The organism is Mesorhizobium sp. M0991 (genome assembly GCF_040318915.1).
GTDB lineage: Bacteria > Pseudomonadota > Alphaproteobacteria > Rhizobiales > Rhizobiaceae > Mesorhizobium.
Genome location: NZ_JAMYNE010000001.1, coordinates 149,895 through 175,758, shown reverse-complemented (window position 1 = coordinate 175,758; position 25,864 = coordinate 149,895). Strand labels below are relative to the sequence as shown.

The following is a 25,864-nucleotide window of genomic DNA, read 5'->3' as shown; positions in this document are numbered from 1 at the left end:
ATGACGAAGGGAATGGTCATCATCGGCGCCGGCGAATGCGGCGGGCGCGCCGCCCTTGCGCTGCGCGAGCTCGGCTATGATGGCCCGGTGACGCTGGTCGGCGACGAGCCGCATCTGCCCTATGAGCGGCCACCGCTGTCGAAAGACGCGATGGTCGCCGACTCGCCCCTGCTCAAGGCGATCGCCAGCGAGGCGGTCCTGGCCGAAAGATCGATCAGGCATATCCATTCGGTCCAGGCGGTGGCGATCGACCGCGCGGCGCATGTCGTGCGCCTCTCGGACGGTTCCGTCCTGGCCTACGAGAAGCTCCTGCTGGCGACCGGTTCGGTGCCGCGCAAGCTGCCGATGCCGGGCCTTGGCGGGCGCTGCGTCTACCTCCGGACCTTCAACGACGCGCTGGCCATTCGCGCCCATCTCAGCGCCGGAAATCGCATCGCCATCATTGGCGGCGGCTTCATCGGGCTTGAGCTTGCCGTGGCGGCACGCAGACTGGGTGCGGCGGTCACAGTTATCGAGGCGCAGCCGCGCATTCTGATGCGCGGCGTGCCGGCCGAGATCGCCGAGATCATCCATCAGGCGCATGAAGCCGAAGGCGTCAAAATCCTGTGCGGCGAGGGCATCGCCGCCATTGCCGATGACGGCGCCGAAGTGCGCATCACGCTTGCCGGTGGACACGACATTGTCGCCGATCTTGCCGTGATCGGCATCGGCGCCGTGCCGGTGACCGGACTTGCCGCGGAAGCAGGGCTGACGATCGACAATGGTATCGCCGTCGACGCCGAGCTTCGCACCAGCGACCCGGACATCTTTGCCGCCGGCGATTGCTGCTCGTTTCCGCTCGCCTTCTATGGTGGCCGGCGCGTGCGGCTCGAAGCTTGGCGCAATGCGCAGGAGCAGGGCGCGCTCGCCGCAAAAAACATGCTTGGCGCCGGCGAGGCCCATGCGGCGGTGCCGTGGTTCTGGTCGGATCAGTACGGCCTGACCTTGCAGATCGCCGGCCTGTCGGACGAAGGCCGCAGCATTGTGCGCCGCGATCTCGGCGCCGGCGCCTTCATCCTGTTCCACCTCGCCGAGGACGGCAGGCTGGTTGCGGCAAGCGGCATTGGCCCCGGCAACGCGATCGCGCGCGACGTAAGGCTGGCCGAGATGCTGATTGCAAAGCAGGCAAAGCCGGCGCCGGAAGCGCTGGGCTCGCAGACCGTGAAGTTAAAGTCGCTGCTGGCGGCTTGATCCGCCGCGTGGATAGTTGGCCGAACGCGTTCGGCTAAAACAGCGCCTTCAGCTCCGGCAGCTTGTCGTTGACCAGCCAGCCATAGTAATTTTCCTCCGGCAGCTTTTCCGGCTCGCCCGCAGCGCGGCGCTTGTCGTTCTCGGCCTTCAGCGCATAGGCACGCTGTTCGGGGTTGCCGACATTGTAGAGCGTCGACGTGATGCCGGGATTGCCTGAGATGTCGAAGCCGGCAATGCTTTCATAGGCGTCGATCGACTTCCTGATCGTCGCCGCGACATAAGGCAGTGTCAGGTCAGGGTCCATGATTGTCTTGTAGACCGCGTTCGGGTCGCCGACGTCGAGCTCCGGCAGGCCGGAAACCTTGTGCACGAGGTCGCTCATCTGCAGTGCCGTCAGCGGATTGAGCTGGCCAAGGCCAAAGGTCTGGCCGGCATAATAAGGCTGGAAGAAAGTGGCGCCGAAGCGGTCGTTGGGAAAGCTCTCGCCGTTGACGGTTTTGCCGCGGAACGACCGGTTCCACACCTGTTCGCGGCACTCCCACAGATCGTAGCTGTCGGACTTCCCTGCGCATTTCGCAAATTGCGGCCGTTGCACGAAATCGGTGATGTCCTCGCCATCATAGGCAAAGGAGAGCTTGCTCGACAGGTACGAGATCGCCTTCACGTAATAGGTCTGCAGCCGGTCATAGGCATCGACATTATAAGTATGCTCGCCGACGACGGCTCCAACGATATGCATTGGGTCGATGCCATAGGCCGCGGCTGCCTGCTTGATCTTGCCGCGCAGTTCGGCATCGTTCTGGAGCAGCGCAAAGACTTTTCGGTATTTCGCCTGGAACGTGGTGTTGGTCGCCTGGGTGCGCCGGCTCGATGCGCCCGGTATGTCGGGTTGCTCGGTGTTGCGGTTGCCCGGCGGCACCATCGTTGCCGCTTGCGCGGCGAACATGGCTGCCGCCAGCGTCAGCCCCAAAATGACGAGGATCAGTTTTTTCATGCGCCGCCGCCCAAATAATCGCCGGCAAACTAGGTAATGCTCCACCGGGAGTCGAGAGACGCCTGCACCGGACGGGACGAAAGCTTGCCGGATGCTTCCATTTGGCCACACATCGGGAATGCCGGGCCGAATTAGGCGGAGACCGGGAGCAATTCCCCGGCCTCTTCGAGAATGAAGCGTCTCCTACAGGATGAAACGCGACAAGTCCGTGTTTCTGGAGAGGTCGCCGACGTGCTTCTCGACATAGGCGGCATCGATGGTCACCGAGGTGCCGTTACGGTCCGGCGCGTCATAGGAGATGTCGTCAAGCACCCGTTCCATCACCGTCTGCAGCCGCCTGGCGCCAATGTTCTCGACGCTTGCGTTGAGGTCCACGGCGATGCCGGCCAACGAATCGATCGCGTCGTCGGTGAAGACCAAGTCGACGCCTTCGGTCTTCATCAGCGCGATATACTGCTTGATCAGGCTGGCTTCGGTCTCTGTGAGGATGCGGACGAAATCGTCCTTCTCCAGCGCCCGCAGCTCGACGCGGATCGGCAGGCGGCCCTGCAATTCCGGCAGCAGGTCGGAGGGCTTGGCGACGTGGAACGCGCCCGAGGCGATGAACAGGATGTGGTCGGTCTTCACCGGTCCGTATTTGGTCGCAACCGTGGTGCCTTCGACCAGCGGCAGCAGGTCGCGCTGCACGCCTTCACGCGAAACGCCGGCACCGATGCCGCCTTCGCGCGAGGCGATTTTGTCGATCTCGTCAAGAAAGACGATGCCGTCGTTCTCGGTCGATTCGAGTGCCCTGCGCACCACTTCGTCCTGATCGAGCAGCTTGTCGGACTCGTCGCCGATCAACAGCCCGTAGGACTCCTTGACCGTCGTCTTGCGCAACTTGGTCTTCTTGCCACCCATCGCCTTCGACAGCATGTCGTTGATATTGAGCACGCCGATATTGGCGCCCGGCATGCCGGGGATCTCGAAGCCGGGCATGCCGCCATTGCCGGTATCGGCCACTTCGATCTCGATCTCCTTGTTGTCGAGCTCGCCGTCGCGCAGCTTCTTGCGGAAACTGTCGCGGGTGGCCGGGCTTGCCGTCTTGCCGACGAGGGCTTCGAGCACCCGTTCCTCGGCGTTGATGTGGGCTCGCGCCTTGACGTCCTCGCGCATCTTCTCGCGCACCAGCCCGATGGCGATCTCGACCAGATCGCGGATGATCTGCTCGACATCGCGGCCGACATAGCCGACCTCCGTAAACTTGGTGGCTTCGACCTTGACGAAAGGCGCACCGGCAAGGCGTGCCAGGCGGCGCGATATCTCGGTCTTGCCGACACCGGTCGGGCCGATCATCAGGATGTTCTTCGGCATCACCTCTTCGCGCATCTGGCCCTCGAGCTGCTGGCGGCGCCAGCGGTTGCGCAAGGCAATCGCCACGGCACGCTTGGCGTCTTTCTGGCCGATGATGAAGCGGTCGAGTTCCGAAACGATTTCGCGGGGAGAGAAGGTGCTCATGTCACTAAATTCCACTTTGCCACTGCCGAATGGACTCGAACGGATGCAGCAGCATGATCACGTTGAGTGTCAGATTGTCCCGGATGAGATAGCCGACACCGAATTCGAAGATGAGGGCGAGGGTTACGATCACCCATATAGGAAGCCTTCGCGCCATGACAAACCCCAGCACCATTGCCAGCGTGTCCGACACCGAATTGATGATGCTGTCGCCATAATAGTCGAGCGAGATCGTGCCGGCGCGATAGCGATCGATGATGAAAGGGCTGTTCTCGAGCAGCTCCCAGCCGCCCTCTATCACCACCGCAAAGGCCAGCCTGAGCCCGATCGGCGAGCGCGGGAAAAGAAACCACGCCAGCGCATAGAACAGGAAGCCGTGAATGATGTGCGAGAAGCTGTACCAGTCGGAAATATGCTGGGAATTCTCGGAGCTCTGCACGATGCCGTGCCACAGCTTGACGTAGCCGCAGGTACAAATCGGCGTCCGCCCCATGCCGTAGAGGACCCCGGCCTGGAAGATGACCAGGCCGAGAACCAGCAGAAGCCCCATTCGCCAGCTGTCTTCGTAGGCCGAGACGGTTTTGTCGCTGGAAACGCTCATGCTGCTATTGCCCCTCTTCTGTGTCACCCTGTTCGGCATCACCCTGTTCGGCGTCACCCTCTGGGGCATCAATCGCCATCAGCACGGCATCGCCATATTCCGACTTCCTGCGATCGATAGCCCTGAAACCGGCCTTTTCATAGGCTCGGATAGCCCGTGCATTGGCTGGGTCCGGATCGATGATGACGCGCGGCGCCCCTTCCTCGAAAAGCTGCTCGACGAACTGCCGGACGATCGCCGAGCCGTGGCCGATCCCGACAAGCTCCGGCACGCCGATCGACAGATCGATGCCGAGCGTGCCGAACGGCTGGTCGCTATAGGGATGGCCATCCTCCAGATGTGGATCGTAGCTCTGCAGATAGCCGATGGGTTTGCCGTCGAGCTCGACAATCAGCGGCTCGACCGAAATGCTGTCGATATGTTCGCGGATCTCCGCGATCTCGGTCTCTGGATCGTTCCACCATTCGGCGACATGCGGCTCGGCAAGCCAGCCGGCGATCATCGGCAGGTCCCTCTGGGTCACAGGCCGAAAACCATAGCGGAGGCTCCGCTCAGGCGGCATCGAGGGTTTCGACGACGAAGCTGTTGTTGGTGTAGACGCAAATGTCTGATGCGATCTGCATCGCCTTGCGGGCGATCTCCTCTGCGCCCTTGTCGCTATCCATCAAGGCGCGTGCCGCTGCCAGCGCGTAATTGCCGCCCGAGCCGATGGCCATGACGCCAAATTCGGGCTCCAGCACGTCGCCGGTGCCGGTCAGTGCCAACGACACCGACTTGTCGGCCACCAGCATCATCGCTTCCAGCCGCCGCAAATAGCGGTCGGTGCGCCAGTCCTTGGCGAGCTCCACGCAGGCGCGTGTCAGCTGGTCGGGATATTGTTCGAGCTTGGCTTCGAGCCGCTCGAGCAGAGTGAAGGCGTCGGCGGTGGCGCCGGCGAAACCAGCGATGACGTTGCCGCCCTTGCCGATGCGGCGCACCTTCTTGGCGTTGCCTTTCATGATGGTCTGGCCGAGGCTGACCTGGCCGTCGCCGGCGATCACCACTTTGCCGCCCTTGCGCACGGTCAGGATGGTCGTGGCATGCATGGTCAGTTCATTCGACATTTTCCGCTCCGATAAGCACCGATCCCATCAAGGCGATCGGCGCGTTACGAGTGACTTGATCGGCCATATGTATGCATAGGCCGGACGATTGCAAACCGACCATCCGCCGGGCCGGACTGTGCTCCGCAGCGGTAACTGGCAATCGCCGGACCATGCTGCTAGAAGGCTTTCGTTTTCAGGCATGTGAACGCCTGAATCATGCAAATCTGAGACAAGGATGAGGTCATGGCGCCCCGTTCCGCCGAGATAAGCCGCAAGACCAAGGAAACCGACATCTCCGTGTCGGTTCAGGTCGACGGCTCGGGCAAATCCGACATTTCGACGGGCGTCGGCTTCTTCGACCATATGCTGGACCAGTTGTCGCGCCATTCGCTGATCGACATGACCGTGAAGGCCAAGGGCGACCTGCACATAGACGACCACCACACGGTCGAGGATACGGGCATCGCGCTCGGCCAGGCGCTGGCCAAGGCATTGGGCGAGCGGCGCGGCATCATGCGCTACGCCTCGATCGATCTCGCCATGGACGAAACGCTGACGCGGGCGGCAATCGATGTCTCCGGCCGGCCTTTTCTGGTCTGGAATGTTTCATTCTCGTCGCCGAAGATCGGTACGTTCGACACCGAGCTGGTGCGCGAATTCTTCCACGCGCTGGCGCAGAATGCCGGCATCACGCTGCATGTCACCAATCATTACGGCGCCAACAACCACCACATCGCCGAGACCTGCTTCAAGGCCGTGGCGCGTGCGTTGCGTTCGGCACTTGAGCGCGACCCGCGCCAGCCGGATGCGGTTCCCTCCACCAAGGGATCCCTGAAAGGATAGCGTCATGGCCATCTATATCGTGATGGAGCCGCCAGGCCGCAGCGAAAGCGTGGACACTACCTTTATCCGTGACGGCTTTGCCTGGCTCGGCTTCCTGGTGCCGCCGCTGTGGCTGGCGTGGCACCGGCTGTGGGTCGAGGCGGCATTGGCCTTTGTCGCCATGGGCCTGCTCTCGATGCTGGGCGAAAGGCTGGGCCTCGAAACAACCGGCTCGCTTTTATCCCTGCTTGTCATGCTCTTTATCGGACTGGAAGGGCAGGGCTTGCGGATCGCAGCCCTGCGCCGTCGCGGCTGGCATGAATGGGGCGTGGTCGAGGCCGACAGGCTCGACGACGCCGACGTCCGCTATGCATTGGAAGCCGAAGCCCAGTCGGATGAACAACCGCCGGTGCAACGCATCGTTCCGGACGCAGCACTTGCCCGGCCGGCGCAGATGGGCATGGCGCTGGGGCTGAACCATATTCCGGGAAAGCCCTGAGATGAGGGTCGCGATCATCGACTACGGGTCGGGCAATCTGCGCTCGGCCACCAAGGCCTTCGAGCGTGCCGCGCATGAAGCCGGCATTGCCGCCGCGATCGAACTCACCGCCGATGCCGAGCGGGTCAGGACCGCCGACCGCATCGTCCTGCCGGGCGTCGGTGCCTATGCCGATTGCGCCGCTGGACTGCGTGCGGTCGCCGGCATGTGGGAAGCGGTGGAGGATGTGGCGATCGCCAAGGCTCGGCCGTTCCTCGGCATCTGCGTCGGCATGCAGCTGATGTCGGAGCGAGGCCTGGAAAAGACCGTCACAAAGGGCTTTGGCTGGATCGCAGGCGACGTCAAGGAGATCACGCCGGCCGATCCGACACTGAAGATCCCGCAGATCGGTTGGAACACGATTGACCTGAAGCGCAAGCATCCGCTGTTTTCCGGCATTGCGACGGGCGGCAAGGGACTGCACGCCTATTTCGTCCACTCCTACCATCTGGACGCACGGAAGGAGGATGAGGTGCTGGCGGTTGCCGACTATGGCGGCCCGGTAACGGCCGCTGTCGCCCGCGACAACCTAGCCGGAACGCAATTCCACCCCGAGAAGAGCCAGGCGCTGGGCCTGGCGCTGATCACCAATTTCCTAGGCTGGAGGCCCTGAACCATGAGCAAGAAGGGCTATTGGATGGCGATGGTCGATGTCCACGATCCTGAGATCTACAAGCAGTACATCGAGGCCAATGCCGCGGCTTTCGCGAAATACGGCGCGAAGTTCCCGGTGCGCGCCGGGCGGTATACCAGCCCGGAAGGGCCGACAGGCAATCGCCACGTGCTGGTGGAATTCGAATCCTATGAAAAGGCGATGGAATGCTACGGCTCGCCTGAATACCAGGAGGCCTTGAAGTACAGGCTCGCCGGCTCGACCGGCCACTTTGTCATCGTCGAAGGCGCCTGAAGGTGTTTCTGTTTCCGGCGATAGACCTCAAGGACGGCAAATGCGTGCGCCTCCGGCATGGCGACATGGCGACGGCGACGATCTACAATGACGATCCCGCGGCTCAGGCGCGCGCCTTCGAAGAGCAGGGCTTCGAATGGCTGCACGTCGTCGACCTCAACGGCGCCTTCAAGGGCCAGAGCGTCAACAGCGCGGCGGTCGGCGCCATCCTCAAGGCGACGAACAATCCGGTGCAGCTCGGCGGCGGCATCCGCACTCTGGCGCAAATCGAGGACTGGCTCGACCGTGGGCTGGCCCGCGTCATTCTTGGCACCGTGGCGGTGCGCGATCCGGATCTGGTCAGGCAGGCGTGCAAGGCGTTCCCGGGCAAGATCGCCGTCGGCATCGACGCCAAGGGCGGCAAGGTCGCGGTCGAAGGCTGGGCCGAGGCATCGAGCCTCGGCGTCATCGAACTGGCGAGGAAATTCGAAGGCGCCGGCGTTGCTGCCATCATCTACACCGACATCGATCGCGACGGTGTGCTGGCAGGCATCAACTGGGACGCAACCATCGACCTCGCCGAGGCGGTTTCGATCCCGGTCATCGCCTCGGGCGGGCTCGCCTCGATCGCCGACATCGTGCGCATGACCATGCCCGATGCGCAGAAGCTCGAAGGCGCGATCTCCGGCCGCGCGCTCTACGACGGCCGCATCGATCCGGCCGAGGCACTGGCGATCCTGCGCGGCAAGCCGATGGCAGGGGTGTGAAACGTGAAGGTCTCGATTATCCTCGCCCCCTATGACAGCGGGCACTATCACGAAGGGTGCGGCCAGGGGCCGGACGCCATTGTCGGCGGTGGGCTGGTCGAAGCCCTGACCGTGGCTGGCCATGACGTCGCCGTCGAAGATATCGGCAAGGTGGGAGACGAGCAGGAGCGCGAAATTGCAACCGGCTTCGCCGTCTGCAACGCTGTCGCGACTAAGGTTAGCCTCGCCCGCGATGGAGAACGCTTCCCCATTATCCTTGCTGGAAATTGCCTGACCGCCGCCGGTGCGGTCGCCGGTGAAGTTGCGGATTCGATCATCTGGATCGACCAGCATGGCGATCTCAACACGCCGGAGACGTCGGCCTACGGCTTTCTCGACGGCATGGCGCTGGCGGCGACGCTCGGGCTCTGCTGGCGTCCGATGGCGGCAGCGATTCCGGGGTTCCGGCCGATAGACCCGGCGCGCTGTATGCTGGTCGATGCCCGCGACCTCGATCCCGACGAAAAGCGCCTGCTGGAAACTTTGCCGATCGTGCGCACCGAATGTGCCGGTGCACTCGATAGAGTCGGAAAGCTCACAGCGGCAGGGGCCGTCCAGGCACATCTGCATCTGGACCTGGATGTTCTAGATCCGGATGTGTTGCAGGTGAACCGCTACGCGCATCCGGGCGGCCCGAGCCCGGAACAGCTACGGCAGCTTGCCTGCGGACTGGCCAGGTCAATCCCGATCGTCGGCGTGACGCTCTCGGCCTACGACCCGGCCTTTGATTCCCAGGCCGAGGTTCCGCCCGTCGTCGGCCAGCTGCTTGTCGATTTTCTTGCGGAGATCGAGAGGATCTGATGCTGAAAGCCCGCGTCATCCCCTGTCTCGACGTCAAGAACGGCCGCGTCGTCAAGGGCGTCAATTTCGTCGACCTGGTCGATGCCGGCGATCCCGTCGAAGCGGCAAAAGCCTATGACGCGGCCGGCGCCGACGAGCTCTGCTTTCTCGACATCACCGCCTCGTCGGAAAACCGCGAGACCATTTTCGATGTCATCGCCCGCACCGCCGAACAATGTTTCATGCCGCTGACCGTTGGCGGTGGCGTCCGTCAGGTCGCCGACATCAGGAAGCTGCTTCTGGCCGGCGCCGACAAGGTGTCGATCAACACGGCGGCGGTGAAGACCCCCAATTTTGTCGCCGAAGCAGCCGACAAATTCGGCAACCAGTGCATCGTCGTCGCTATCGATGCCAAGAAAGTGTCCGCTGCGGGCGAGGCCGGTCGCTGGGAGATATTCACCCATGGCGGCCGCGAGAAGACCGGCATCGATGCCGTCGAGTTCGCTCGGCAAGTGGTCGATCTCGGCGCCGGCGAGATCCTGCTGACATCGATGGACCGCGACGGCACCAAGGCCGGCTACGACATAGCCCTAACCCGCGCGGTCGCCGATGCCGTACGCGTGCCGGTTATCGCTTCCGGCGGCGTCGGCACGCTCGACCACCTGGTCGAAGGCATTCGCGATGGCCATGCCGGCGCGGTGCTGGCGGCGTCGATCTTCCATTTCGGCACCTACAGCATCGCCGAGGCCAAGCTGCATATGGCTCAGGCCGGACTGCCGATGCGGCTGGACTCGCCGGGTAATCGGTCCTAGAGCCTTTCCGGCTAAGAAGAGGCTGTAAACGCCGTCATGACTGAGTTCTCACTCTCCGATCTGGAGAAGATCATTGGCGAACGCGCACGCTCCGGCGATCCGGATTCGTGGACGGCCAAGCTCTTTCAGCGCGGCATGAGCAAGGCAGCGCAGAAACTCGGCGAAGAGGCGGTCGAAACGGTGATCGCAGCCGTCAGCGCCGATAGGGCCGCGCTTGTTTCGGAAAGCGCCGATCTCATTTATCATTGGCTTGTCGTTCTTGGCGTAGCGGGCATTCCGCTGAGCGATGTGCTCAACGAGCTTGAACGCCGCACCGGTCGTTCGGGCATCGCCGAAAAGGCGTCTCGGCTGGACCGGGGCTGATCGCTGCGGAGGAACTCGATGGACCAGCTCGCTCCTACCGAGAAGTATTCACCCTATCGTTTCTTCTCGGCCGAGCAATGGTCGCGGTTCCGCGCCGATACGCCGATGACGCTGACCGCAGACGAGATCCATCGTCTGCGGTCGCTGAACGATCCGGTCGATCTCCACGAGGTCGAGCGCATTTACCTTTCGATGTCGCGGCTGTTGTCGGCTCATGTCGAAGCCAGTCAACTCTTGTTCAGGCAACGCCAGGTCTTCTTCAACGCGCTGGACGTGGCCAAGACACCGTTCATCATCGGCATTGCCGGTTCCGTGGCGGTCGGCAAATCGACCACGGCGCGCGTCCTAGAGGAGCTGCTGGCGCGCTGGCCGTCGAGTCCCAAGGTCGACCTGGTCACCACCGACGGTTTCCTGCTGCCGAACGAAGTACTGCGCCGCAACAATCTGATGGAGCGCAAGGGCTTTCCCGACAGCTACGACGTCGGCGCGCTGCTGCGCTTCCTGTCCGGCATCAAATCGGCGCAGCGTAACGTCCTCGCGCCAGTCTATTCGCACCTGACCTATGACGTCATTCCGGGCGAGTTCCAGACCATCGACCGGCCGGACATCCTGATTTTCGAAGGCATCAATGTCCTGCAGCCGGGCAAGTTGCCGAAGGACGGCAAGATCGTGCCTTTCCTGTCGGATTTCTTCGACTTCGCCATCTATATCGATGCCGAGGAGGCGCTGATCCATCACTGGTATATCGCCCGCTTCATGCGGCTGCGCGAAACCGCCTTCCGCGACCCGGCTTCCTTCTTCCATCGCTATTCGCAACTTTCCGAGGATGCGGCCCGCGCCATCGCCGAGGGCCTGTGGACCAACATCAATCTGAAGAATTTGCGCGAGAATATATTGCCGACCCGCGCCCGAGCCGATCTCATCCTGCGCAAGGGCGCCAACCATCTGGTCGAGGAAGTGGCGCTCCGAAAACTTTGAAATCCTGAGGCATTCCTTAAAGTCATCTTAACCCAGTCTTCCTATTGTCGGGCTTGATCTGCGGGCTCGGCAAACAATGAATGCGCCATTCCTAAATATTGATCGGCCGGCAGCTGGCCGCGCGGCACATCCGGGCAGCGGCGCCGCAACGATTGCCCTGATCGTGCCGGTCCACAATGAGGAAGGCGCAATTGCTCCATTCCTGAAGGCCGTGTGTGAAAGCACTGCTCCGCTGAAGGACAAAGGCGTTGCCCTCGAGTTCATCTTCGTCAACGACGGCAGCAGCGATACGACGCTCGAAAAGCTGATCGAAGCTCAACAAACCGATCCACGCATCCACGTAATCGACCTTTCGCGCAATTTCGGCAAGGAAGCTGCGATGACCGCGGGTCTCGACAGCTGCGATGCCGATGCAGCGATTCCGATGGATGTCGATATGCAGGATCCGCCGCATGTCATTCCGCTGCTTGTGGAAAAGTGGCGCGAGGGTTTCGAGGTTGTTCTTGCCAAGCGAGCCAACCGGTCGAGCGACAGCTTTCTCAAGCAGCGCTCCGCCTCGATGTTCTACCGCGTTCACAACTGGATCGCGCAGCAGAAGATCCCGCACGATGTCGGTGACTTCCGTTTGATCGACCGTCAGGTCATCCAGGCGCTGCGGTCTTTGCCCGAACGCCGTCGTTTCATGAAGGGCCTGTTCGCCTGGGTCGGGTTCCGCACCGCAAGCATCGAATATGTCCGCGATCAGCGCATCGCCGGCCAGTCGAAATTCTCCGGCTGGAAGCTGTGGAACTTCGCGCTCGAAGGCATTACCAGCTTCTCCACCGCTCCGCTTGAAATCTGGACCTATGTCGGCGCAACGATTTCCGCACTGTCGTTCCTCTACGGCCTGCTGATCGTCGCCAAGACAATGATCTTTGGCGTTGATGTTCCCGGCTACGCCTCGCTGCTGGTCAGTGTTCTTTTCCTTGGCGGCATCCAGTTACTCGGCATCGGCATCATCGGACAGTACCTCGGCAGGGTCTACGCCGAGATCAAGCAGCGTCCGATCTACATTGTGCGCCGCAAATATGAGGGAATGAGCTGATGGAGCTCGACGCCTACCGACAGATGGCCGCCACCGAAGACGAGCATTGGTGGTTCTGCGGGCGTCGCGCCATCGCAGAGGCGGTCATTCGCAGCATCGACCTGCCCGAAAAGGCGCGCATCGTCGAGATCGGCGCCGGCACCGGCGGCAACATCAGGATGCTGGAGCAGTTCGGCGCCGTGACGGCAGTCGAGATGAGCGATCTCGCGCGCAGGATTGCCTGGGAAAAGACCGGCCGTGACTTCCTTGCCGGATATCTGCCGGACAACATTCCTGTCGCGCCGCAAAGCTGCGACCTGGTTTGCCTGTTCGACGTGCTGGAACATGTCGCCGAAGACGAGGCATCGCTTGCCGCGATCCGCCAAATGCTGAAACCGGGCGGCAGCGTCGTCCTCACGGTGCCCGCACACCAATGGTTGTGGAGCACGCATGATGTGGGGCTGCATCATATGCGGCGCTATTCGCGCAATCTGCTGCGTGAACGAATTGAAAGGGCTGGCTTCAGGATCGACCGGCTGAGTTACACAAATGCCGCACTCTTTCCTGTAGCGGCACTGGCACGGCTGGTGGACAGGTTGCGCACGTCGGCCTTGCCAGCCGGCCATGCAACGCCGCCGAAACCACTGAATGCGGCGATGAAGGCAGTGTTTTCGGCGGAAGGCCGCATCATACCAAATGCAAGCCTGCCCTTCGGTGTTTCGCTGCTGGCGGTATTCCGCAAGGACGACGCCGTCGAAACCGGTCGCCTCGACGAGAAATTGGCTGCTTGACCGCGTAATGGGCAGCGGCTCGTATCGTCGACTATCGCGCTTTGCGCTAATTGGCATCGCGTCGACGCTGATCTATGCCGTTTGTGCTTTCCTACTGTCGCGTGGACAGGCAACGGCGGCCCTGCCGGCGGCGCTCACATCGTTTGCGGCCTACGCCGTCGCCGCGCTGTTCTCCTACACCGGGCATAAATATTTCACCTTTACCTCGGGCGGCAGCCACGCGATGGAATTGCCCCGCTTCCTCCTGCTCACCGCTTCCGGTCTCGCCGTCGCGATCGCCCTGCCGGGCCTTTTGACCCAGATGCTCGGCGTCCCGGCCGCAATCCCGATCCTGCTCACCTGCATTGCCGTGCCGGTCATCAACTATGTCGTCCTCGGGCGGTGGGTGTTTCGTGGTCTCTAGCGCGCGATCCCTCAGTGAACTGCTGCCCGGCGCCAACCGTTTCTCGCCGTTTGCGGGTGTAGCGGGTGCTCCGTTGCTGCTGGCCTGCCTGGTCGTCACATACGCCGTCTGGCTATCCACCGTTGCAATTCCGACCAATGTCGACGTGTCATGGCTTCTGGTCGTCTGTGACCGCCTGCTTGGCGGAGAGCGGCTCAACACGGACATCATGGAGACCAACCCACCGTTCTCGATCTGGCTCTACATGCCGTTCATGCTCCTGGAAAAGCTCACCGGCATACGTGCGGAATTCTGGCTGACGCTTGGCATCGTTTGCCTGAGCCTGGCCAGTCTTTTTATTTCCGTCCGCATTTTCGCGCGCGATGAACCGGTTTACCGGCAGCCCCATGCGCTGTGGGCGGCAGCGGCGGCCCTGTTTTCGATCCTCTGTTTCATGCCGGATCAATTCGGCCAACGCGAGCACTTCGCGATGATTGCCATTTTGCCCTGGGTGGCGTTGCAATGCACACGTCAGCGGACCCCGGATTTCAGCGCGGGCTCGCCCCTGGAGCACATGGTCGCGGGCCTCGGCGCGGCGGTCGGGGTCATGGTCAAGCCGCCCTATTTTGCGCTGGCCTTCATGTTGCCGTCACTCTGTCTTGCGGTTGAAAGGCGGTCGCTGAAACCGCTCTTCGTCGTGGAGAACGTGCTTGGCGCTGCGATCGTGGCCGCCTATGTCGCGTCCATCGCGCTCTTCGACCGCGCTTACGTCAGCGACGTCCTGCCCTTGGTCAGGGAGGTCTATCTTCCGTTGAGGGCCTCTGCCGCCGATATGCTGGCAAACTGGCCGAAAGTGGTGCTGCTTCTGGCCGCCGCCACCGTGCTTGTGGCCGGCGGCCTGAGACAGACGAGCTGGGACGTCAGGATTCCGCTTCTGACCGCACTGGGGTTCATTCCGGCCTTCATCATCATGGGCAAGGGTTGGCCCAATCACGCCCTGCCGATGGTCGTTGTTGCAGCACTTGCATTTGGCATCCAGCTTGTGCGGTTCGGCACATTCCGCAGTGCAGGCTTCGTTCGTAAGGCCGCCCTGATCTTCGGTTGCGTGCTGGTGCTGCAAATAGCGGTCAGGGCACAGTACGCGGCGCTGACGACGGACGACGGACCGATCGCCCGGTCTGTCGCCGCGATCCGCTCGACGGTCGAAGCCCCGACCATCATGTCGATTGCCGACCAGATGCAGGTTGCCCATCCCCTCGCCAGGCTGGTCGACGGCAGGTTCATATCACGCCATCCGAGCGCCTGGGCGGTCTCCAACGCGGACACGCTCGCCCGCGTCACCGGTGATCTCGAACGGAGACGGGACCTTGAAAGCATCCGCGATCGGGTGATCGGCGAATACGCCGCCGAGATATCAGCGAAGAAGCCCGATATCGTGCTGTCAGGCTCGCCGGCGTGGACTGCCCTGATGCTGCAGGACAAGCGGATCGCTGTCGCTTTGGCCGACTATCGTCTGCTGCACGCCGAGCCGGAAATTACTGTCTATCTTCGTTACACGGCGCTCGCGCCGCTCCAAACCGATTGAGCAGAGGCTTCCAGAAACTATGGCACGGCTGGATCCAATCGCTCCGCTGGACGACATATGGCTCGAGCCCGAGAGCCTTGGTGAAACATCATGAGCGTCTCGAACGACATTGGCGGCTTGAGCCACGGGCGCGGCCGGGATATCGCAGCGTCGCTGCTTCCTAGCCGCAATGTCCTGGCCATTGCCGCAGTCACCGTCTTCTCGATCGTCTGGCAGCGGCGTTGGGGGACTGTTCCCGATACTAGCTGGCTGATCACGGTCTGCGAGCGTATGCTGTCCGGTGAGCGGCTTTACTCGCAAATCTACGAGACCAATCCTCCATTCAGCGTCTGGCTCTATCTGCCGCCAGTGGCTGCGGCCAGATTGCTGGGCACCGCCCCGGAAATCCTGGTTGAGGCCTGGACATACCTTGCCGTGCTTATCGGACTTTCGCTCTCGGGCGTGATCGTCAAGCGTGCGGGTTTCACCGAAACTGCATCATTGTTTGCACTGGGGCCAGCGTTTTGCGCAATGTTGGTGGTCTTCCCCGGCAATGCCTTCAGCGAGCGGGAGCATATCGGCATGGCGCTTTTCATGCCGCTGCTTGCGCTTCATGCTTGGCGCGCGCGCAGAGATGCAGCTGCCCAACCAGGCACGGGGCTTGCCGTACTCGCCGGCCTGTCGGGCAGCATTCTGCTGCTGGTCAAGCCCTACTATGCGATCATGGTGTTGGCGCCGGCGTTGGTCGTTGCAGTGCGCCGGCGCAGTCTGAAATCGATCTTCGCCCTGGAACACTGGGTCATTGCCGGCATCTGCATTGTCTATCTCAGCACGGTCACGCTGATCCATCCGGAATTCCTGCGTGACGTCTATCCCCTCTTGGCGGATGTTTATGGAAAGATCGGCATCTTTTGGCCGATTGTGATCGGCTACGGTTTCTCGTGGTGTTTCCTTGTCTTCCTGATCTGGTGGCTGTGGCCTGCCAGGCGGTTTCCAGAGCTGGCGGCGGTAGCGTTGGCGGCATCGATCGCCGGCATGTTTCCCCTATTCTACCAAGCGAAAGGCTGGTCTTATCATGCCTATCCCGCGATCTTTTGCGCTGTGGCAGCCATTTTCTGCCTGCTGGCGGTGCCCAGGATCGTGCAGCAGCCGTCGAAGCTGTTGGCGTTCGTGACGGCTCCTTCGCGAGCTTGGGCACTGGCGGCGGTGGCAATCGCTTTCTTGCCGTACTGGAGCACCCAGAAACCAGGGCCGGCGCTGGTTGCCACCATTCGCGCCGCCACCGATCGGCCGACCGTAGCGTTGGTCAGTTCGGATATTTCCTCGGGACATCCGTTGAACCGTATGATCGATGGGCAGTTCGTTTCGACCCACGTCAGCGATTGGCTTGGAGCGTTCGCACTTTCCCTGTCCCGGCAGGCAGCCCTCTCGGGTGACACCGCCGAAGCCACGCGTTACCAGGCCATCATGGCGCGTTACGTCGAAAGCAAACGCGAAGAATTCGCGCGTCTGCGTCCGGATGTCGTCGTCTTCAAGAAAAACAACACAATGTGGACAAGCCAACTGATGGGGCGTTTTGGCTTTGACGCCATCCTGGCGCACTACCGCATTCTCGTCGAGGACGAGACCGAGCGCATCTATCTGCGCGACGATTATGTCCGCCCCGGCCGCCGGCCGCCCGAGCAGCCTATTTCGGCATCGTCACCCGTCGCAGCGTCAGATTAATGCGGCCGCCGTTCCTGAGCAATGCCGAGGTCGACGGGTAGATACGGTCGACGCCGTGAAAGCAGAGCCGCCCTTCGCCGCCAAGCACCACGACGTCGCCGCTTTTCAACCTGAACGATTTGGTGGCGCCGTCGCGCGTCGTCTGGCCGACCCGGAACAGGCAATCGTCGCCGAGCGACACCGAGACGACGGGCGCGGAGAAATCGCTCTCGTCGCGGTCCTGGTGAAGACCCATCTTGGCATCCTGCGAATAGAAATTGACCAGGCAGGCCTCCGGCGGGTGCGCATAGGCAGATACGTCCCGCCACAGATCTAGTAGTATCTCCGGGATCGGCGGCCAAGGCCTTCCGGTCACCGGGTGGGTCGGCTGGTAGCGATAGCCATGCTCCTTGTCGGTGACCCAGCCCAGCGGGCCGCAATTGGTCATGCGCACGCTCATCTCCTTGCCGGTACGCGGCATCGCCGGCACGAACAGCGGGGCCTCCTGCACGACCTCCCTGATATCTTCCACCAGCACTTCCTGCATGGCGCGCGACAGGTAGCCGGGCATATGGCGGACGCCTTTGGGCAGTACGAGCATCGCGTCGCTTGATCCGTTGGTCTGGAGAAATCAGAATGCCACCGTCAAACGAAAACGGCGACCCGAAAGCCGCCTCCGACGGTGGCTGCGCGCTTTAGCCGGCGATCTGGAATCCGAAGCCGCTTCGGCTGTCAGTCATCCTCGACCCGGCCGCGCATTTTCTTGATCGAGCCCCGCCCGGCCTTGCTTTTGAGCCGTCTTTCGACCGCGCCTTTGGACGGCCTGGTCTTCTTGCGCGGCGGTGGTGGTGGTTCGGCGGCCTTGGCGACCAGTGCCGTCAGCCGCGCCCGGGCGTCCGCCCGGTTCTGCTCCTGGGTGCGGAAGCGTCCGGCTTCGATGACGATGACGCCGTCCTTGGTGGCGCGCTGGCCGGCGAGCTTGATGGTCCGTTCGCGCACACGCTCCGACAGGCCTGGAGCATTGGCAGCATCGAAGCGCAATTGCACCGCCGTCGCCACCTTGTTGACATTCTGGCCGCCCGGGCCCGACGAACGGATGAAGTCCTCGTGCAGGTCGCCCGGATTAATCACCGCATCGTCGGTGATGATGATCTTGTCGTCGGCGTTCATGCCGCAGTCATGGCGCGGCAGGCGAAAAAAGAAAAGGCCCGATCGAAGCCGGGCCTTGAAGCATCACCAGGGGCGACGGCTATTCAGCCGCTACCTGCATGCGTGGTGCAGCGCCGAGCACGGTGGCGTCGACATGGGCCTCGAACTTTTCGAAATTGTCGACGAACATGCCGACCAGCCTTGCCGCCTGCCGGTCATAGGCGGGCTTGTCGATCCAGGTCGATCTCGGGTCGAGAATGGCGCAGTCGACGCCGGCAACCGTCACCGGTACGTCAAAACCGAAATTGGCGTCGGTCCGGAAGTCGGCCGCTTTCAGCGAGCCGTCGAGCGCTGCCGCAAGCAGCGCCCGTGTTGCCTTGATCGGCATCCGCTTGCCGGTGCCGTAGGCGCCGCCGGTCCAGCCGGTATTGACCAGCCAGCAATCGACACCGTGGTGTGCGATGAGCTCGCGCAGCAGATTGCCGTATTCCGATGGATGCCGCGGCATGAACGGTGCGCCGAAGCATGTCGAAAATGTCGCTTCGGGCTCGGTAACGCCCTTCTCGGTCCCCGCCACCTTGGCGGTATAGCCGGAGAGGAAATGGTACATGGCCTGCGCTGGGGTCAGCCGCGCGATCGGCGGCATCACTCCGAATGCGTCGGCGGTCAGCATGATGATGTTTTTCGGGTGGCTGGCGCGCCCCGTCTTGCTGGCGTTGGGGATGAAGTGGAGCGGGTAGGCGCAGCGCGTGTTTTCGGTCAGCCCGCCGTCGTCGAAATCCGGCACGCGACCGGCGTCGAGCGCGACATTCTCCAGCACCGTGCCGAAGCGCTGGGTGGTGGCGAAGATCTCCGGCTCGGCTTCGGCCGAAAGCTTGATCGTCTTGGCATAGCAGCCGCCTTCGAAATTGAAGATGCCGTGCGGTCCCCAGCCATGCTCGTCATCGCCGACCAGCGTGCGCGATGGGTCGGCCGACAACGTCGTCTTGCCGGTCCCGGAAAGGCCGAAGAAAACGGCCGCGTCGCCGGCTGGCCCTTCATTGGCCGAGCAATGCATCGGCATCACGCCTTTTGTCGGCAGCAGATAGTTGAGCACGGTGAACACCGACTTCTTCATCTCGCCGGCATAGGAGGTACCGCCAATCAACACGATCATGCGCGAAAGATCGACGGCAATCACCGTTTCGCCGCGCGTGCCGTGGCGGGCGGGATCGGCGCGGAACGACGGCAGGTCGATGATCGTCAAACCGGGCATGAAATGCTCGAGTTCGGCGGCGGCCGGCCGGATGAGCAGATTGCGGATGAACAGGGAGTGCCAGGCAAGCTCCGTGATCACCCTGGTCGGCAGCTTCAGTTCCTCGTCGGCACCGCCGACCAGGTCCTGCACATAAAGGTCCTTTTCAGCGGCATGGGCGCGAAAATCGGCAAGCAGCGTATCGAATTGCCCCGGCGAAATCGCTTTGTTGTTGTCCCACCATACATGCGGCGCGGTGCTTTCGTCGCGCACCACGAATTTGTCCCTGGGCGAGCGGCCGGTGTGCTGTCCGGTTTCGGCGGCAAGCGCGCCATGCGCGGTGAGTCGGGCCTCGCCACGGCGGATTGCCTCCTCGTAGAGCGCGGCCGCGCCGAAATTATAGCGCACCACGCCCGTGGTTCTCAGGCCGATCCGATCGATTGCACATGCAGGATTGCGTTTGCCGGCTTCCGACATGGGTGTCCCTTCTTCGATTTACCGCGTCTTTACCGGCGAATTCCGGAACCCCCATTGCAGGAGCTAAAAACGTCAAAACCAGAAAAGGCGAATGATATCAAATCATTAATCGATTTAAATATTTTGAAAGTTGTTTAAATCGTTTATATGTGCAAAAACACTGATGGTTGCCCAAAGGATTGGCGATGTTCATTGGTCCAATCCATGTCGAGGTACAATTGTGGCCGCCGGCATGCCGCGCGTGACAGCGGATAGAGCCTATGCCACATTTTGTACCTAATTTGTCCTGCAAAAGCCCCTTCTCGACGAAAGAAGGGACAGCTCATGAGGGAGCCGCTTGAAATGGCAACAATCGCGCTTGTCGACGACGATCGCAACATTCTGACTTCGGTTTCGATCGCCCTCGAATCCGAGGGTTATCGGGTCGAAACCTACACGGATGGGGCGTCGGCGCTGGAGGGACTGGCGGCGCGCCCGCCGAACCTCGCCATCCTCGACATCAAGATGCCGCGCATGGACGGCATGGAGCTGCTGCGCCGGATGCGTCAGAAATCCGACCTGCCGGTAATCTTCCTGACCTCCAAGGACGATGAGATCGATGAACTGTTCGGCCTCAAGATGGGCGCCGACGACTTCATCCGCAAACCCTTCTCGCAGCGTCTTCTGGTCGAACGCGTCCGCGCCGTGCTGCGCCGCGCCAGCACCCGCGAGGCGGCGGCCAAGGCGCCCAACCAGCAGGCTCGGTCGCTTGAGCGCGGCCAGCTTGTCATGGACCAGGAGCGCCACACGTGCACCTGGAAGGGCGAGCCGGTGACGCTTACCGTCACCGAGTTCCTCATCCTGCATTCGCTGGCCCAGCGCCCGGGCGTCGTAAAAAGCCGTGATGCGCTGATGGATTCGGCTTATGATGAGCAGGTCTATGTCGATGACCGCACCATCGACAGTCACATCAAGCGGCTGCGCAAAAAGTTCAAGGCCGTCGATGATGACTTCGAAATGATCGAAACCCTTTACGGAGTCGGGTATCGGTTCCGCGAAGCATGAGTTAATGCATGTCGCCCAAAAGTGGTCCCGGTTTTTGGGACAACGACATGCATCAAAACGCTAATGCATGTCGCCCAAAAGTGGTCCCGGTTTTGGGGCAGCGACATGCGTCAAAACGCTAATGCATGTCGCCCAAAAGTGGTCCCGGTTTTGGGGCAACGGCATGCATCAAACTAAAGACTGAGCGGGGGCTGCTATTCGATGGCAGTGCAAGTTGAGCGAGTGAGACGGTCGGGCGCCGCCAGGCGCCCGCCGCGGATTCTGCCCGCCTTCGTGTCGAAAATTACGGTGCCGATGCGCCGGTTTCTCGGCCATCACATCTTTTCCAGCCTGACGCGGCGCATCCTCTTTCTCAACCTTGCCGGCCTTGCGGTCCTGGTCACCGGCATTCTCTATCTCAACACCTTTCGCGACGGGCTGATCGACGCCCGTGTCGAGAGCCTGATGACTCAAGGCGAGATCATCGCCGGCGCGATCGCCGCCTCGGCGACGGTCGAGACCGATTCGATCAGCATCGATCCGGAGAAGCTGCTCGAGTTGCAGGCCGGCGAAAGCCTAGGCCCCGGCTCCGACCAGCTCGACAACCTCGATTTCCCGATCAATCCGGAGCGCGTGGCGCCGGTGCTCAGGCGATTGATCTCGCCCACGCGCACACGCGCCCGCATTTACGACCGCGACGCCAACCTGCTGCTCGATTCCCGCCATCTCTATTCGCGCGGCCAGATCCTTCGTTACGATCTGCCGCCGGTCGAAGAGGAACAGCCGGATCTTCTGGAGCGCATCCAGAAATTCGTCTTTGATTTCTTCCGCAACAAGCAGCTGCCGGTCTATCGCGAGCAGCCGGGTGGCAACGGTGCCGCGTTTCCGGAAGTGGTCAAGGCGCTTACCGGCAGTCCGTCAACGATTGTGCGGATCTCGGAGCAGGGCGAGCAGATCGTTTCAGTGGCGGTGCCGATCCAGCGCTTCCGTGCCGTTCTCGGCGTGCTGATGCTGTCGACCGAAGGCGGCGACATCGACAAGATCGTCGCGGCCGAGCGCAAGGCGATCCTGCGCGTGTTCGGCATTGCCGCCCTGGTTACCGCCATCCTGTCGATGCTGCTGGCCTCCACCATCGCCAACCCGCTGCGCCGGCTTTCGGCGGCGGCGGTCAGGGTTCGCCGCGGCGTCAAGAACCGTGAGGAAATCCCCGACTTCTCCGACCGCCAGGACGAGATCGGCAATCTGTCGATCGCCGTGCGCGACATGACCAATGCACTCTACGCCCGCATCGAGGCGATCGAAAGTTTTGCCGCGGATGTCTCGCACGAGTTGAAGAACCCGCTCACCTCGCTGCGCAGCGCGGTGGAAACATTGCCGCTGGCCAGGAACGACAATTCGCGTAGCCGGCTGATGGATATCATCCAGCACGATGTGAGGCGGCTTGACCGCTTGATCACCGATATTTCCGATGCCTCCCGTCTCGATGCCGAACTGGCGCGGGAAGACGCGGGAACCGTCGACCTGAAGAAGTTCATCACCGATCTGGTCGCCGTCTCGCGCGAGGCCACGCGCAACAAGAAGGCGGTCGAGATCGAATTCAAGGTCGCCAAACTGCCGCAGGGCGTGAAAGGCTACTTCGTCGTCGGCCATGATCTGAGGATCGGCCAGGTGATCACCAACCTGATCGAGAATGCCCGCTCGTTCGTCCCCGAAGAACGTGGCCACATCACCATATCGCTGGCGCGCGCCGGCAAGTTCAACATCGTCACCGTCGACGACAATGGGCCCGGCATCCGGGCCGATAACATCGATCGCATTTTCGAGCGGTTCTATACCGATCGGCCGGCCGGCGAGGCGTTCGGCCAGAACTCGGGCCTTGGCCTGTCGATATCCAGGCAGATCGTCGAAGCCCATGGCGGCACGCTGAGCGCCGAGAACATCCCGGGCACCAAGCCCGGCGAGATCAAGGGCGCGCGCTTCGTGGTAACGCTGCCGGCCGAAGGCTGACGGATGAATTCCAATCACGCCTGGTCCTATTGTGCAGCCTGAAAATATTCACGGCACCGCGATCCTGATAGGTGATCGCGGCATTCTCATCACCGGACCGTCCGGCTTGGGCAAGACGACGCTGGCGCTCGCCTTGATCGATCATTGCAGCCAGCGCGGGCTGTTTTCCCGGCTGATCGGCGATGACCAGCTCTATGCCGCCGATTGCGAGGGGCGGCTGGTCTGCCGCGCACCAGCCAGCATAGCCGGCCTCGTCGAGGTGCCGGGATTCGGCCCCAAGCCGATACAGTTCGAGCCAAGCTGCGTGATCGACCTCATTATCCGGCTGGTGCCAGCCGGCAAAATGGCCCGCTTCCAGGAAGACTGGAGCGAACTCGTTTTCGGCGTACCAGTGCCGCGCATCGATCTTGCCGGGCGCAATGTCGCGGCGGCCTTGCCGGCAGTGATGTCGCGCCTGTCGATTGCGCCTTTCCTGTGATCCGATTTCGATTTTTTGCTGCAATGCGTCAAATTGGCCTGGGCCGGCGCAATTTTGGGCTTGTCAACGGGCCTTGCGTCGACAAGATAGCGCTCCCGCCACCTGGAACGGTCGGCGAGCATAAAATGCGCCTGTGAAGCGGCCATGACGGGAGCCACCAAAGAATGATCGGACTCGTGCTTGTAACGCACGGTCAACTGGCCGCCGAGTTCCGCAATGCGGTGGAACATGTCGTTGGGCCACAAGACAATTTCGAGACCGTGGCGATCGGTGCCGACGACGATATGGAACAGCGCCGCCGCGACATTATCGACGCAGTCGGCCGCGTCGATACGGGATCAGGCGTCATCGTTTTGACCGACATGTTCGGCGGCACGCCCTCCAACCTCGCCATTTCAGTGATGGAATCCGGCCGTATCGAGGTCATTGCCGGCATGAACCTGCCGATGCTGATCAAGCTGTCCAGCGTGCGCAAAGGCGACAACATGACGGCCGCGCTGGATGAGGCGCAGGCTGCCGGCCGCAAATACATCAACGTCGCCAGTCAGCTCCTGAGCAGTAAATGAGTGCGCTGTTGCCGGAAAAGGACAAGATCGTTCGCGACTTTCCGATCGTCAACCAGCGCGGCCTGCACGCGCGCGCCTCTGCCAAGTTCGTTCAAATTGCCAGCGGCTTCAACGCCACGGTCCAGGTCGAGAAGGACGGGGTCAAGGTCGGCGGCACCTCGATCATGGGCCTGATGATGCTGGCGGCGAGCCCCGGTTATTCGATCCGCGTCACCGCCACCGGCCCGGAGGCCGAAGAGGTCATCGATGCGCTGGAGCAACTGGTTGCTTCCCGTTTTGGCGAGGAATGCTGACGTGTTGGTCGCCGCTTAAGACATGCACGGATAAAGATTTCTTTATATCCCATTGTCGTCCGACTCTCGATCTGCTAGTCAGGCCGGCAACTCGCGCCCTCCGGCACGCCTTCGGGGCGGGCGCGTCCCGCAATCAATTCGCATCGGAGCACTGCCATGACGGGTAGCAAGGACTATGTGGTCGCAGACATCGCGCTTGCCGGCTGGGGCCGCAAGGAGATCGAGATCGCCGAAACCGAAATGCCGGGCCTGATGGCCTGCCGCGAGGAATTCGGCGACAAGAAGCCGCTCAGGGGCGCGCGTATCACCGGCTCGCTGCACATGACCATCCAGACGGCGGTGCTGATCGAAACGCTTAAGGCGCTCGGCGCCGATATCCGCTGGGCTTCCTGCAACATCTTCTCGACCCAGGACCACGCTGCCGCGGCCATTGCCGAGGCCGGAATTCCGGTGTTTGCCGTCAAGGGCGAGACGCTGGAGGACTATTGGGTCTACACCGACAAGATCTTCCAGTGGGCCGATGGCGGCACCTCCAACATGATCCTCGACGACGGTGGCGATGCCACCATGTACATCCTGATCGGCGCCCGCGCCGAGGCCGGCGAGGATGTGCTGTCCAATCCGGGCAGCGAAGAGGAAGAAATCCTGTTTGCCCAGATCAAGAAGCGCATGCAGGCATCGCCCGGCTTCTTCACCAAGCAGAAGGAAGCGATCCGCGGCGTCACCGAAGAGACGACGACCGGCGTCAACCGGCTCTATCAGTTGCAGAAAAAAGGCCTGCTGCCGTTCCCGGCGATCAACGTCAATGATTCCGTCACCAAGTCGAAATTCGACAACAAATATGGCTGCAAGGAATCGCTTGTCGACGGCATTCGCCGCGGCACCGACACGATGATTGCCGGCAAGGTCGCGGTCGTCTGCGGCTATGGCGACGTCGGCAAGGGCTCGTCGGCTTCGCTCAAGGGCGCCGGCGCCCGCGTCAAGGTCACCGAGGTCGATCCGATCTGCGCGCTGCAGGCGGCGATGGATGGTTTCGAGGTGGTCACGCTCGAAGACGCGGCGCCGACGGCCGACATCGTCATCACCACCACCGGCAACAAGGACGTCGTTACCCTCGACCACATGCGCCTGATGAAGGACATGGTGATCGTCGGCAACATCGGTCACTTCGACAACGAGATCCAGGTGGCGTCGCTGCGCAACCTGAAATGGACCAACATCAAGCCGCAGGTGGATATGATCACCTTCCCGGACGGCAAGCGGATGATCCTTTTGTCGGAAGGCCGTCTGCTCAACCTCGGCAACGCCACCGGCCACCCGAGCTTCGTCATGTCGGCGTCCTTCACCAACCAGGTGTTGGCCCAGATCGAGCTGTACACCAAGCCCGGTCAGTACGAAAACCAGGTCTATGTCCTGCCGAAGCATCTCGACGAAAAGGTCGCGCGCCTGCATCTCGACAAGCTCGGTGCCCGCCTGACCGAACTGTCCGGCGAACAGGCCGCCTATATCGGCGTCACTCCGCAGGGACCGTTCAAGCCGGAACACTACCGCTATTAACCACGGCGAAACTTACCACTAGATATTGAAGCCGGGCGATTGACTTTTCGCCCGGCTTTATTTTTGCGCTGATTGATTCTTCACGCCGATTCGCGCAAGCGCTATGGTGCTGATTCGCGGTCCGGGGACGAGGCCCGGGCGCACGCATCAGGGCGGTCTTGCATTCAGGCGGCGAAGAGGACCA

Annotated in this window: 29 protein-coding genes; 21 read left to right on the top strand and 8 right to left on the bottom strand. The window is 62.0% G+C overall.

Annotation, left to right across the window (positions count from 1 at the left end):
• Window positions 1-1,230, top strand: a complete 1,230-nt coding sequence (locus NKH70_RS00845) for an NAD(P)/FAD-dependent oxidoreductase (protein ID WP_352977134.1) — start codon at window positions 1-3, stop codon at window positions 1,228-1,230.
• Between the two features lie 34 nt (window positions 1,231-1,264).
• Here the strand turns inward: NKH70_RS00845 and NKH70_RS00840 are convergent, their stop codons facing one another.
• The 5 genes from NKH70_RS00840 to hslV form a co-directional block, all read right to left on the bottom strand.
• Window positions 1,265-2,224 (bottom strand): DUF1402 family protein, encoded by a 960-nt coding sequence (locus tag NKH70_RS00840; protein ID WP_352717180.1) that lies wholly within the window; start codon window positions 2,222-2,224, stop codon window positions 1,265-1,267.
• A gap of 183 nt (window positions 2,225-2,407) precedes the next feature.
• Complete coding sequence (gene hslU, locus NKH70_RS00835; RefSeq protein WP_352464697.1) at window positions 2,408-3,721, bottom strand: ATP-dependent protease ATPase subunit HslU; 1,314 nt, start codon at window positions 3,719-3,721, stop codon at window positions 2,408-2,410.
• Window positions 3,722-3,725: 4 nt separating this feature from the next.
• Window positions 3,726-4,322 (bottom strand): DUF2585 domain-containing protein, encoded by a 597-nt coding sequence (locus NKH70_RS00830; RefSeq protein ID WP_254815925.1) that lies wholly within the window; start codon window positions 4,320-4,322, stop codon window positions 3,726-3,728.
• Window positions 4,323-4,326: 4 nt separating this feature from the next.
• Window positions 4,327-4,884 carry a GNAT family N-acetyltransferase gene (locus tag NKH70_RS00825; protein WP_352911727.1) on the bottom strand — a complete coding sequence of 186 codons (558 nt, stop codon included), beginning with the start codon at window positions 4,882-4,884 and terminating at the stop codon, window positions 4,327-4,329.
• On the bottom strand, window positions 4,874-5,425 hold the full coding sequence (gene hslV / locus NKH70_RS00820; RefSeq protein WP_292660356.1) for an ATP-dependent protease subunit HslV: 552 nt from the start codon (window positions 5,423-5,425) through the stop codon (window positions 4,874-4,876). The genes NKH70_RS00825 and hslV overlap by 11 nt, the downstream gene beginning before the upstream one ends.
• Before the next feature lie 225 nt (window positions 5,426-5,650).
• On the opposite strand from hslV, the gene hisB reads away from it, so the two are divergent.
• From hisB to NKH70_RS00750, 14 genes are all read left to right on the top strand, one after another.
• The gene (hisB, locus tag NKH70_RS00815; protein ID WP_352717183.1) at window positions 5,651-6,250 is read left to right on the top strand and encodes an imidazoleglycerol-phosphate dehydratase HisB; all 600 of its coding nucleotides are present in this window, start codon (window positions 5,651-5,653) and stop codon (window positions 6,248-6,250) included.
• A 4-nt stretch (window positions 6,251-6,254) separates the two neighbouring features.
• The gene (locus NKH70_RS00810; protein WP_352911724.1) at window positions 6,255-6,728 is read left to right on the top strand and encodes a DUF2628 domain-containing protein; all 474 of its coding nucleotides are present in this window, start codon (window positions 6,255-6,257) and stop codon (window positions 6,726-6,728) included.
• Between the two features lies 1 nt (window position 6,729).
• Window positions 6,730-7,380, top strand: coding sequence for an imidazole glycerol phosphate synthase subunit HisH (gene hisH, locus NKH70_RS00805; RefSeq protein ID WP_352717185.1), 651 nt, complete (start codon window positions 6,730-6,732; stop codon window positions 7,378-7,380).
• 3 nt (window positions 7,381-7,383) lie between these two features.
• Window positions 7,384-7,674, top strand: a complete 291-nt coding sequence (locus NKH70_RS00800; protein WP_352717187.1) for a DUF1330 domain-containing protein — start codon at window positions 7,384-7,386, stop codon at window positions 7,672-7,674.
• Between the two features lie 2 nt (window positions 7,675-7,676).
• Window positions 7,677-8,420, top strand: coding sequence for a 1-(5-phosphoribosyl)-5-[(5-phosphoribosylamino)methylideneamino]imidazole-4-carboxamide isomerase (gene hisA / locus NKH70_RS00795; RefSeq protein ID WP_352911719.1), 744 nt, complete (start codon window positions 7,677-7,679; stop codon window positions 8,418-8,420).
• A gap of 3 nt (window positions 8,421-8,423) precedes the next feature.
• Window positions 8,424-9,260, top strand: a complete 837-nt coding sequence (locus NKH70_RS00790) for an arginase family protein (protein ID WP_352911716.1) — start codon at window positions 8,424-8,426, stop codon at window positions 9,258-9,260.
• Window positions 9,257-10,051: an imidazole glycerol phosphate synthase subunit HisF gene (gene hisF, locus NKH70_RS00785; RefSeq protein WP_352912200.1), complete on the top strand. Its 795-nt coding sequence runs from the start codon at window positions 9,257-9,259 to the stop codon at window positions 10,049-10,051. Before NKH70_RS00790 ends, hisF begins: the two co-directional genes overlap by 4 nt.
• A 36-nt stretch (window positions 10,052-10,087) precedes the next feature.
• Window positions 10,088-10,414, top strand: coding sequence for a phosphoribosyl-ATP diphosphatase (locus tag NKH70_RS00780; protein WP_292660336.1), 327 nt, complete (start codon window positions 10,088-10,090; stop codon window positions 10,412-10,414).
• 18 nt (window positions 10,415-10,432) lie between these two features.
• A complete protein-coding gene (gene coaA, locus NKH70_RS00775) occupies window positions 10,433-11,392 on the top strand; it encodes a type I pantothenate kinase (RefSeq protein ID WP_352911713.1) in 960 nt (319 codons plus the stop codon).
• Between the two features lie 76 nt (window positions 11,393-11,468).
• Window positions 11,469-12,476, top strand: a complete 1,008-nt coding sequence (locus tag NKH70_RS00770; RefSeq protein ID WP_352911711.1) for a glycosyltransferase family 2 protein — start codon at window positions 11,469-11,471, stop codon at window positions 12,474-12,476.
• The gene (locus NKH70_RS00765) at window positions 12,476-13,246 is read left to right on the top strand and encodes a class I SAM-dependent methyltransferase (protein ID WP_352717195.1); all 771 of its coding nucleotides are present in this window, start codon (window positions 12,476-12,478) and stop codon (window positions 13,244-13,246) included. Before NKH70_RS00770 ends, NKH70_RS00765 begins: the two co-directional genes overlap by 1 nt.
• A 7-nt stretch (window positions 13,247-13,253) precedes the next feature.
• Window positions 13,254-13,649, top strand: a complete 396-nt coding sequence (locus tag NKH70_RS00760) for a GtrA family protein (RefSeq protein ID WP_352717196.1) — start codon at window positions 13,254-13,256, stop codon at window positions 13,647-13,649.
• The gene (locus NKH70_RS00755) at window positions 13,639-15,213 is read left to right on the top strand and encodes a hypothetical protein (protein ID WP_352911707.1); all 1,575 of its coding nucleotides are present in this window, start codon (window positions 13,639-13,641) and stop codon (window positions 15,211-15,213) included. Before NKH70_RS00760 ends, NKH70_RS00755 begins: the two co-directional genes overlap by 11 nt.
• Window positions 15,214-15,303: 90 nt before the next feature.
• Window positions 15,304-16,917: a hypothetical protein gene (locus tag NKH70_RS00750; protein WP_352911704.1), complete on the top strand. Its 1,614-nt coding sequence runs from the start codon at window positions 15,304-15,306 to the stop codon at window positions 16,915-16,917.
• Here the strand turns inward: NKH70_RS00750 and NKH70_RS00745 are convergent.
• The 3 genes from NKH70_RS00745 to NKH70_RS00735 all read right to left on the bottom strand — a co-directional run bounded on the left by NKH70_RS00745 (window position 16,880) and on the right by NKH70_RS00735 (window position 19,756).
• Window positions 16,880-17,497 (bottom strand): alpha-ketoglutarate-dependent dioxygenase AlkB family protein, encoded by a 618-nt coding sequence (locus NKH70_RS00745; protein WP_352911702.1) that lies wholly within the window; start codon window positions 17,495-17,497, stop codon window positions 16,880-16,882. The genes NKH70_RS00750 and NKH70_RS00745 overlap by 38 nt on opposite strands.
• A 131-nt stretch (window positions 17,498-17,628) precedes the next feature.
• Window positions 17,629-18,066: an alternative ribosome rescue aminoacyl-tRNA hydrolase ArfB gene (arfB, locus tag NKH70_RS00740; RefSeq protein ID WP_352911699.1), complete on the bottom strand. Its 438-nt coding sequence runs from the start codon at window positions 18,064-18,066 to the stop codon at window positions 17,629-17,631.
• A gap of 79 nt (window positions 18,067-18,145) precedes the next feature.
• Window positions 18,146-19,756, bottom strand: a complete 1,611-nt coding sequence (locus tag NKH70_RS00735) for a phosphoenolpyruvate carboxykinase (protein ID WP_352911696.1) — start codon at window positions 19,754-19,756, stop codon at window positions 18,146-18,148.
• A 342-nt stretch (window positions 19,757-20,098) separates the two neighbouring features.
• Between NKH70_RS00735 and NKH70_RS00730 the strand changes: the two genes are divergently transcribed.
• The 6 genes from NKH70_RS00730 to ahcY all read left to right on the top strand — a co-directional run bounded on the left by NKH70_RS00730 (window position 20,099) and on the right by ahcY (window position 25,680).
• Window positions 20,099-20,800 carry a response regulator transcription factor gene (locus NKH70_RS00730; protein WP_023677547.1) on the top strand — a complete coding sequence of 234 codons (702 nt, stop codon included), beginning with the start codon at window positions 20,099-20,101 and terminating at the stop codon, window positions 20,798-20,800.
• Between the two features lie 201 nt (window positions 20,801-21,001).
• Window positions 21,002-22,786 carry a sensor histidine kinase gene (locus NKH70_RS00725; RefSeq protein WP_352464664.1) on the top strand — a complete coding sequence of 595 codons (1,785 nt, stop codon included), beginning with the start codon at window positions 21,002-21,004 and terminating at the stop codon, window positions 22,784-22,786.
• Between the two features lie 31 nt (window positions 22,787-22,817).
• The gene (locus NKH70_RS00720) at window positions 22,818-23,264 is read left to right on the top strand and encodes an HPr kinase/phosphorylase (protein WP_352464662.1); all 447 of its coding nucleotides are present in this window, start codon (window positions 22,818-22,820) and stop codon (window positions 23,262-23,264) included.
• A gap of 164 nt (window positions 23,265-23,428) precedes the next feature.
• Window positions 23,429-23,830, top strand: coding sequence for a PTS sugar transporter subunit IIA (locus NKH70_RS00715; protein ID WP_254815942.1), 402 nt, complete (start codon window positions 23,429-23,431; stop codon window positions 23,828-23,830).
• Window positions 23,827-24,123, top strand: a complete 297-nt coding sequence (locus NKH70_RS00710; protein WP_023677551.1) for an HPr family phosphocarrier protein — start codon at window positions 23,827-23,829, stop codon at window positions 24,121-24,123. Before NKH70_RS00715 ends, NKH70_RS00710 begins: the two co-directional genes overlap by 4 nt.
• A 156-nt stretch (window positions 24,124-24,279) precedes the next feature.
• Window positions 24,280-25,680 carry an adenosylhomocysteinase gene (gene ahcY / locus NKH70_RS00705; protein ID WP_352911693.1) on the top strand — a complete coding sequence of 467 codons (1,401 nt, stop codon included), beginning with the start codon at window positions 24,280-24,282 and terminating at the stop codon, window positions 25,678-25,680.
• Window positions 25,681-25,864: the final 184 nt, after the last annotated feature.

What these genes read in the sequence shown, in the direction of transcription:
- NKH70_RS00845 (WP_352977134.1), top strand. Translation starts at nt 1, where the DNA reads ATGACGAAGGGAATGGTCATCATCGGCGCCGGCGAATGCGGCGGGCGC.
- NKH70_RS00840 (WP_352717180.1), bottom strand. Translation starts at nt 2,224, where the DNA reads ATGAAAAAACTGATCCTCGTCATTTTGGGGCTGACGCTGGCGGCAGCC.
- hslU (WP_352464697.1), bottom strand. Translation starts at nt 3,721, where the DNA reads ATGAGCACCTTCTCTCCCCGCGAAATCGTTTCGGAACTCGACCGCTTC.
- NKH70_RS00830 (WP_254815925.1), bottom strand. Translation starts at nt 4,322, where the DNA reads ATGAGCGTTTCCAGCGACAAAACCGTCTCGGCCTACGAAGACAGCTGG.
- NKH70_RS00825 (WP_352911727.1), bottom strand. Translation starts at nt 4,884, where the DNA reads ATGCCGCCTGAGCGGAGCCTCCGCTATGGTTTTCGGCCTGTGACCCAG.
- hslV (WP_292660356.1), bottom strand. Translation starts at nt 5,425, where the DNA reads ATGTCGAATGAACTGACCATGCATGCCACGACCATCCTGACCGTGCGC.
- hisB (WP_352717183.1), top strand. Translation starts at nt 5,651, where the DNA reads ATGGCGCCCCGTTCCGCCGAGATAAGCCGCAAGACCAAGGAAACCGAC.
- NKH70_RS00810 (WP_352911724.1), top strand. Translation starts at nt 6,255, where the DNA reads ATGGCCATCTATATCGTGATGGAGCCGCCAGGCCGCAGCGAAAGCGTG.
- hisH (WP_352717185.1), top strand. Translation starts at nt 6,730, where the DNA reads ATGAGGGTCGCGATCATCGACTACGGGTCGGGCAATCTGCGCTCGGCC.
- NKH70_RS00800 (WP_352717187.1), top strand. Translation starts at nt 7,384, where the DNA reads ATGAGCAAGAAGGGCTATTGGATGGCGATGGTCGATGTCCACGATCCT.
- NKH70_RS00780 (WP_292660336.1), top strand. Translation starts at nt 10,088, where the DNA reads ATGACTGAGTTCTCACTCTCCGATCTGGAGAAGATCATTGGCGAACGC.
- coaA (WP_352911713.1), top strand. Translation starts at nt 10,433, where the DNA reads ATGGACCAGCTCGCTCCTACCGAGAAGTATTCACCCTATCGTTTCTTC.
- NKH70_RS00770 (WP_352911711.1), top strand. Translation starts at nt 11,469, where the DNA reads ATGAATGCGCCATTCCTAAATATTGATCGGCCGGCAGCTGGCCGCGCG.
- NKH70_RS00765 (WP_352717195.1), top strand. Translation starts at nt 12,476, where the DNA reads ATGGAGCTCGACGCCTACCGACAGATGGCCGCCACCGAAGACGAGCAT.
- NKH70_RS00760 (WP_352717196.1), top strand. Translation starts at nt 13,254, where the DNA reads ATGGGCAGCGGCTCGTATCGTCGACTATCGCGCTTTGCGCTAATTGGC.
- NKH70_RS00750 (WP_352911704.1), top strand. Translation starts at nt 15,304, where the DNA reads ATGAGCGTCTCGAACGACATTGGCGGCTTGAGCCACGGGCGCGGCCGG.
- NKH70_RS00745 (WP_352911702.1), bottom strand. Translation starts at nt 17,497, where the DNA reads ATGCTCGTACTGCCCAAAGGCGTCCGCCATATGCCCGGCTACCTGTCG.
- arfB (WP_352911699.1), bottom strand. Translation starts at nt 18,066, where the DNA reads ATGAACGCCGACGACAAGATCATCATCACCGACGATGCGGTGATTAAT.
- NKH70_RS00735 (WP_352911696.1), bottom strand. Translation starts at nt 19,756, where the DNA reads ATGTCGGAAGCCGGCAAACGCAATCCTGCATGTGCAATCGATCGGATC.
- NKH70_RS00730 (WP_023677547.1), top strand. Translation starts at nt 20,099, where the DNA reads ATGGCAACAATCGCGCTTGTCGACGACGATCGCAACATTCTGACTTCG.
- NKH70_RS00725 (WP_352464664.1), top strand. Translation starts at nt 21,002, where the DNA reads ATGGCAGTGCAAGTTGAGCGAGTGAGACGGTCGGGCGCCGCCAGGCGC.
- NKH70_RS00715 (WP_254815942.1), top strand. Translation starts at nt 23,429, where the DNA reads ATGATCGGACTCGTGCTTGTAACGCACGGTCAACTGGCCGCCGAGTTC.
- NKH70_RS00710 (WP_023677551.1), top strand. Translation starts at nt 23,827, where the DNA reads ATGAGTGCGCTGTTGCCGGAAAAGGACAAGATCGTTCGCGACTTTCCG.
- ahcY (WP_352911693.1), top strand. Translation starts at nt 24,280, where the DNA reads ATGACGGGTAGCAAGGACTATGTGGTCGCAGACATCGCGCTTGCCGGC.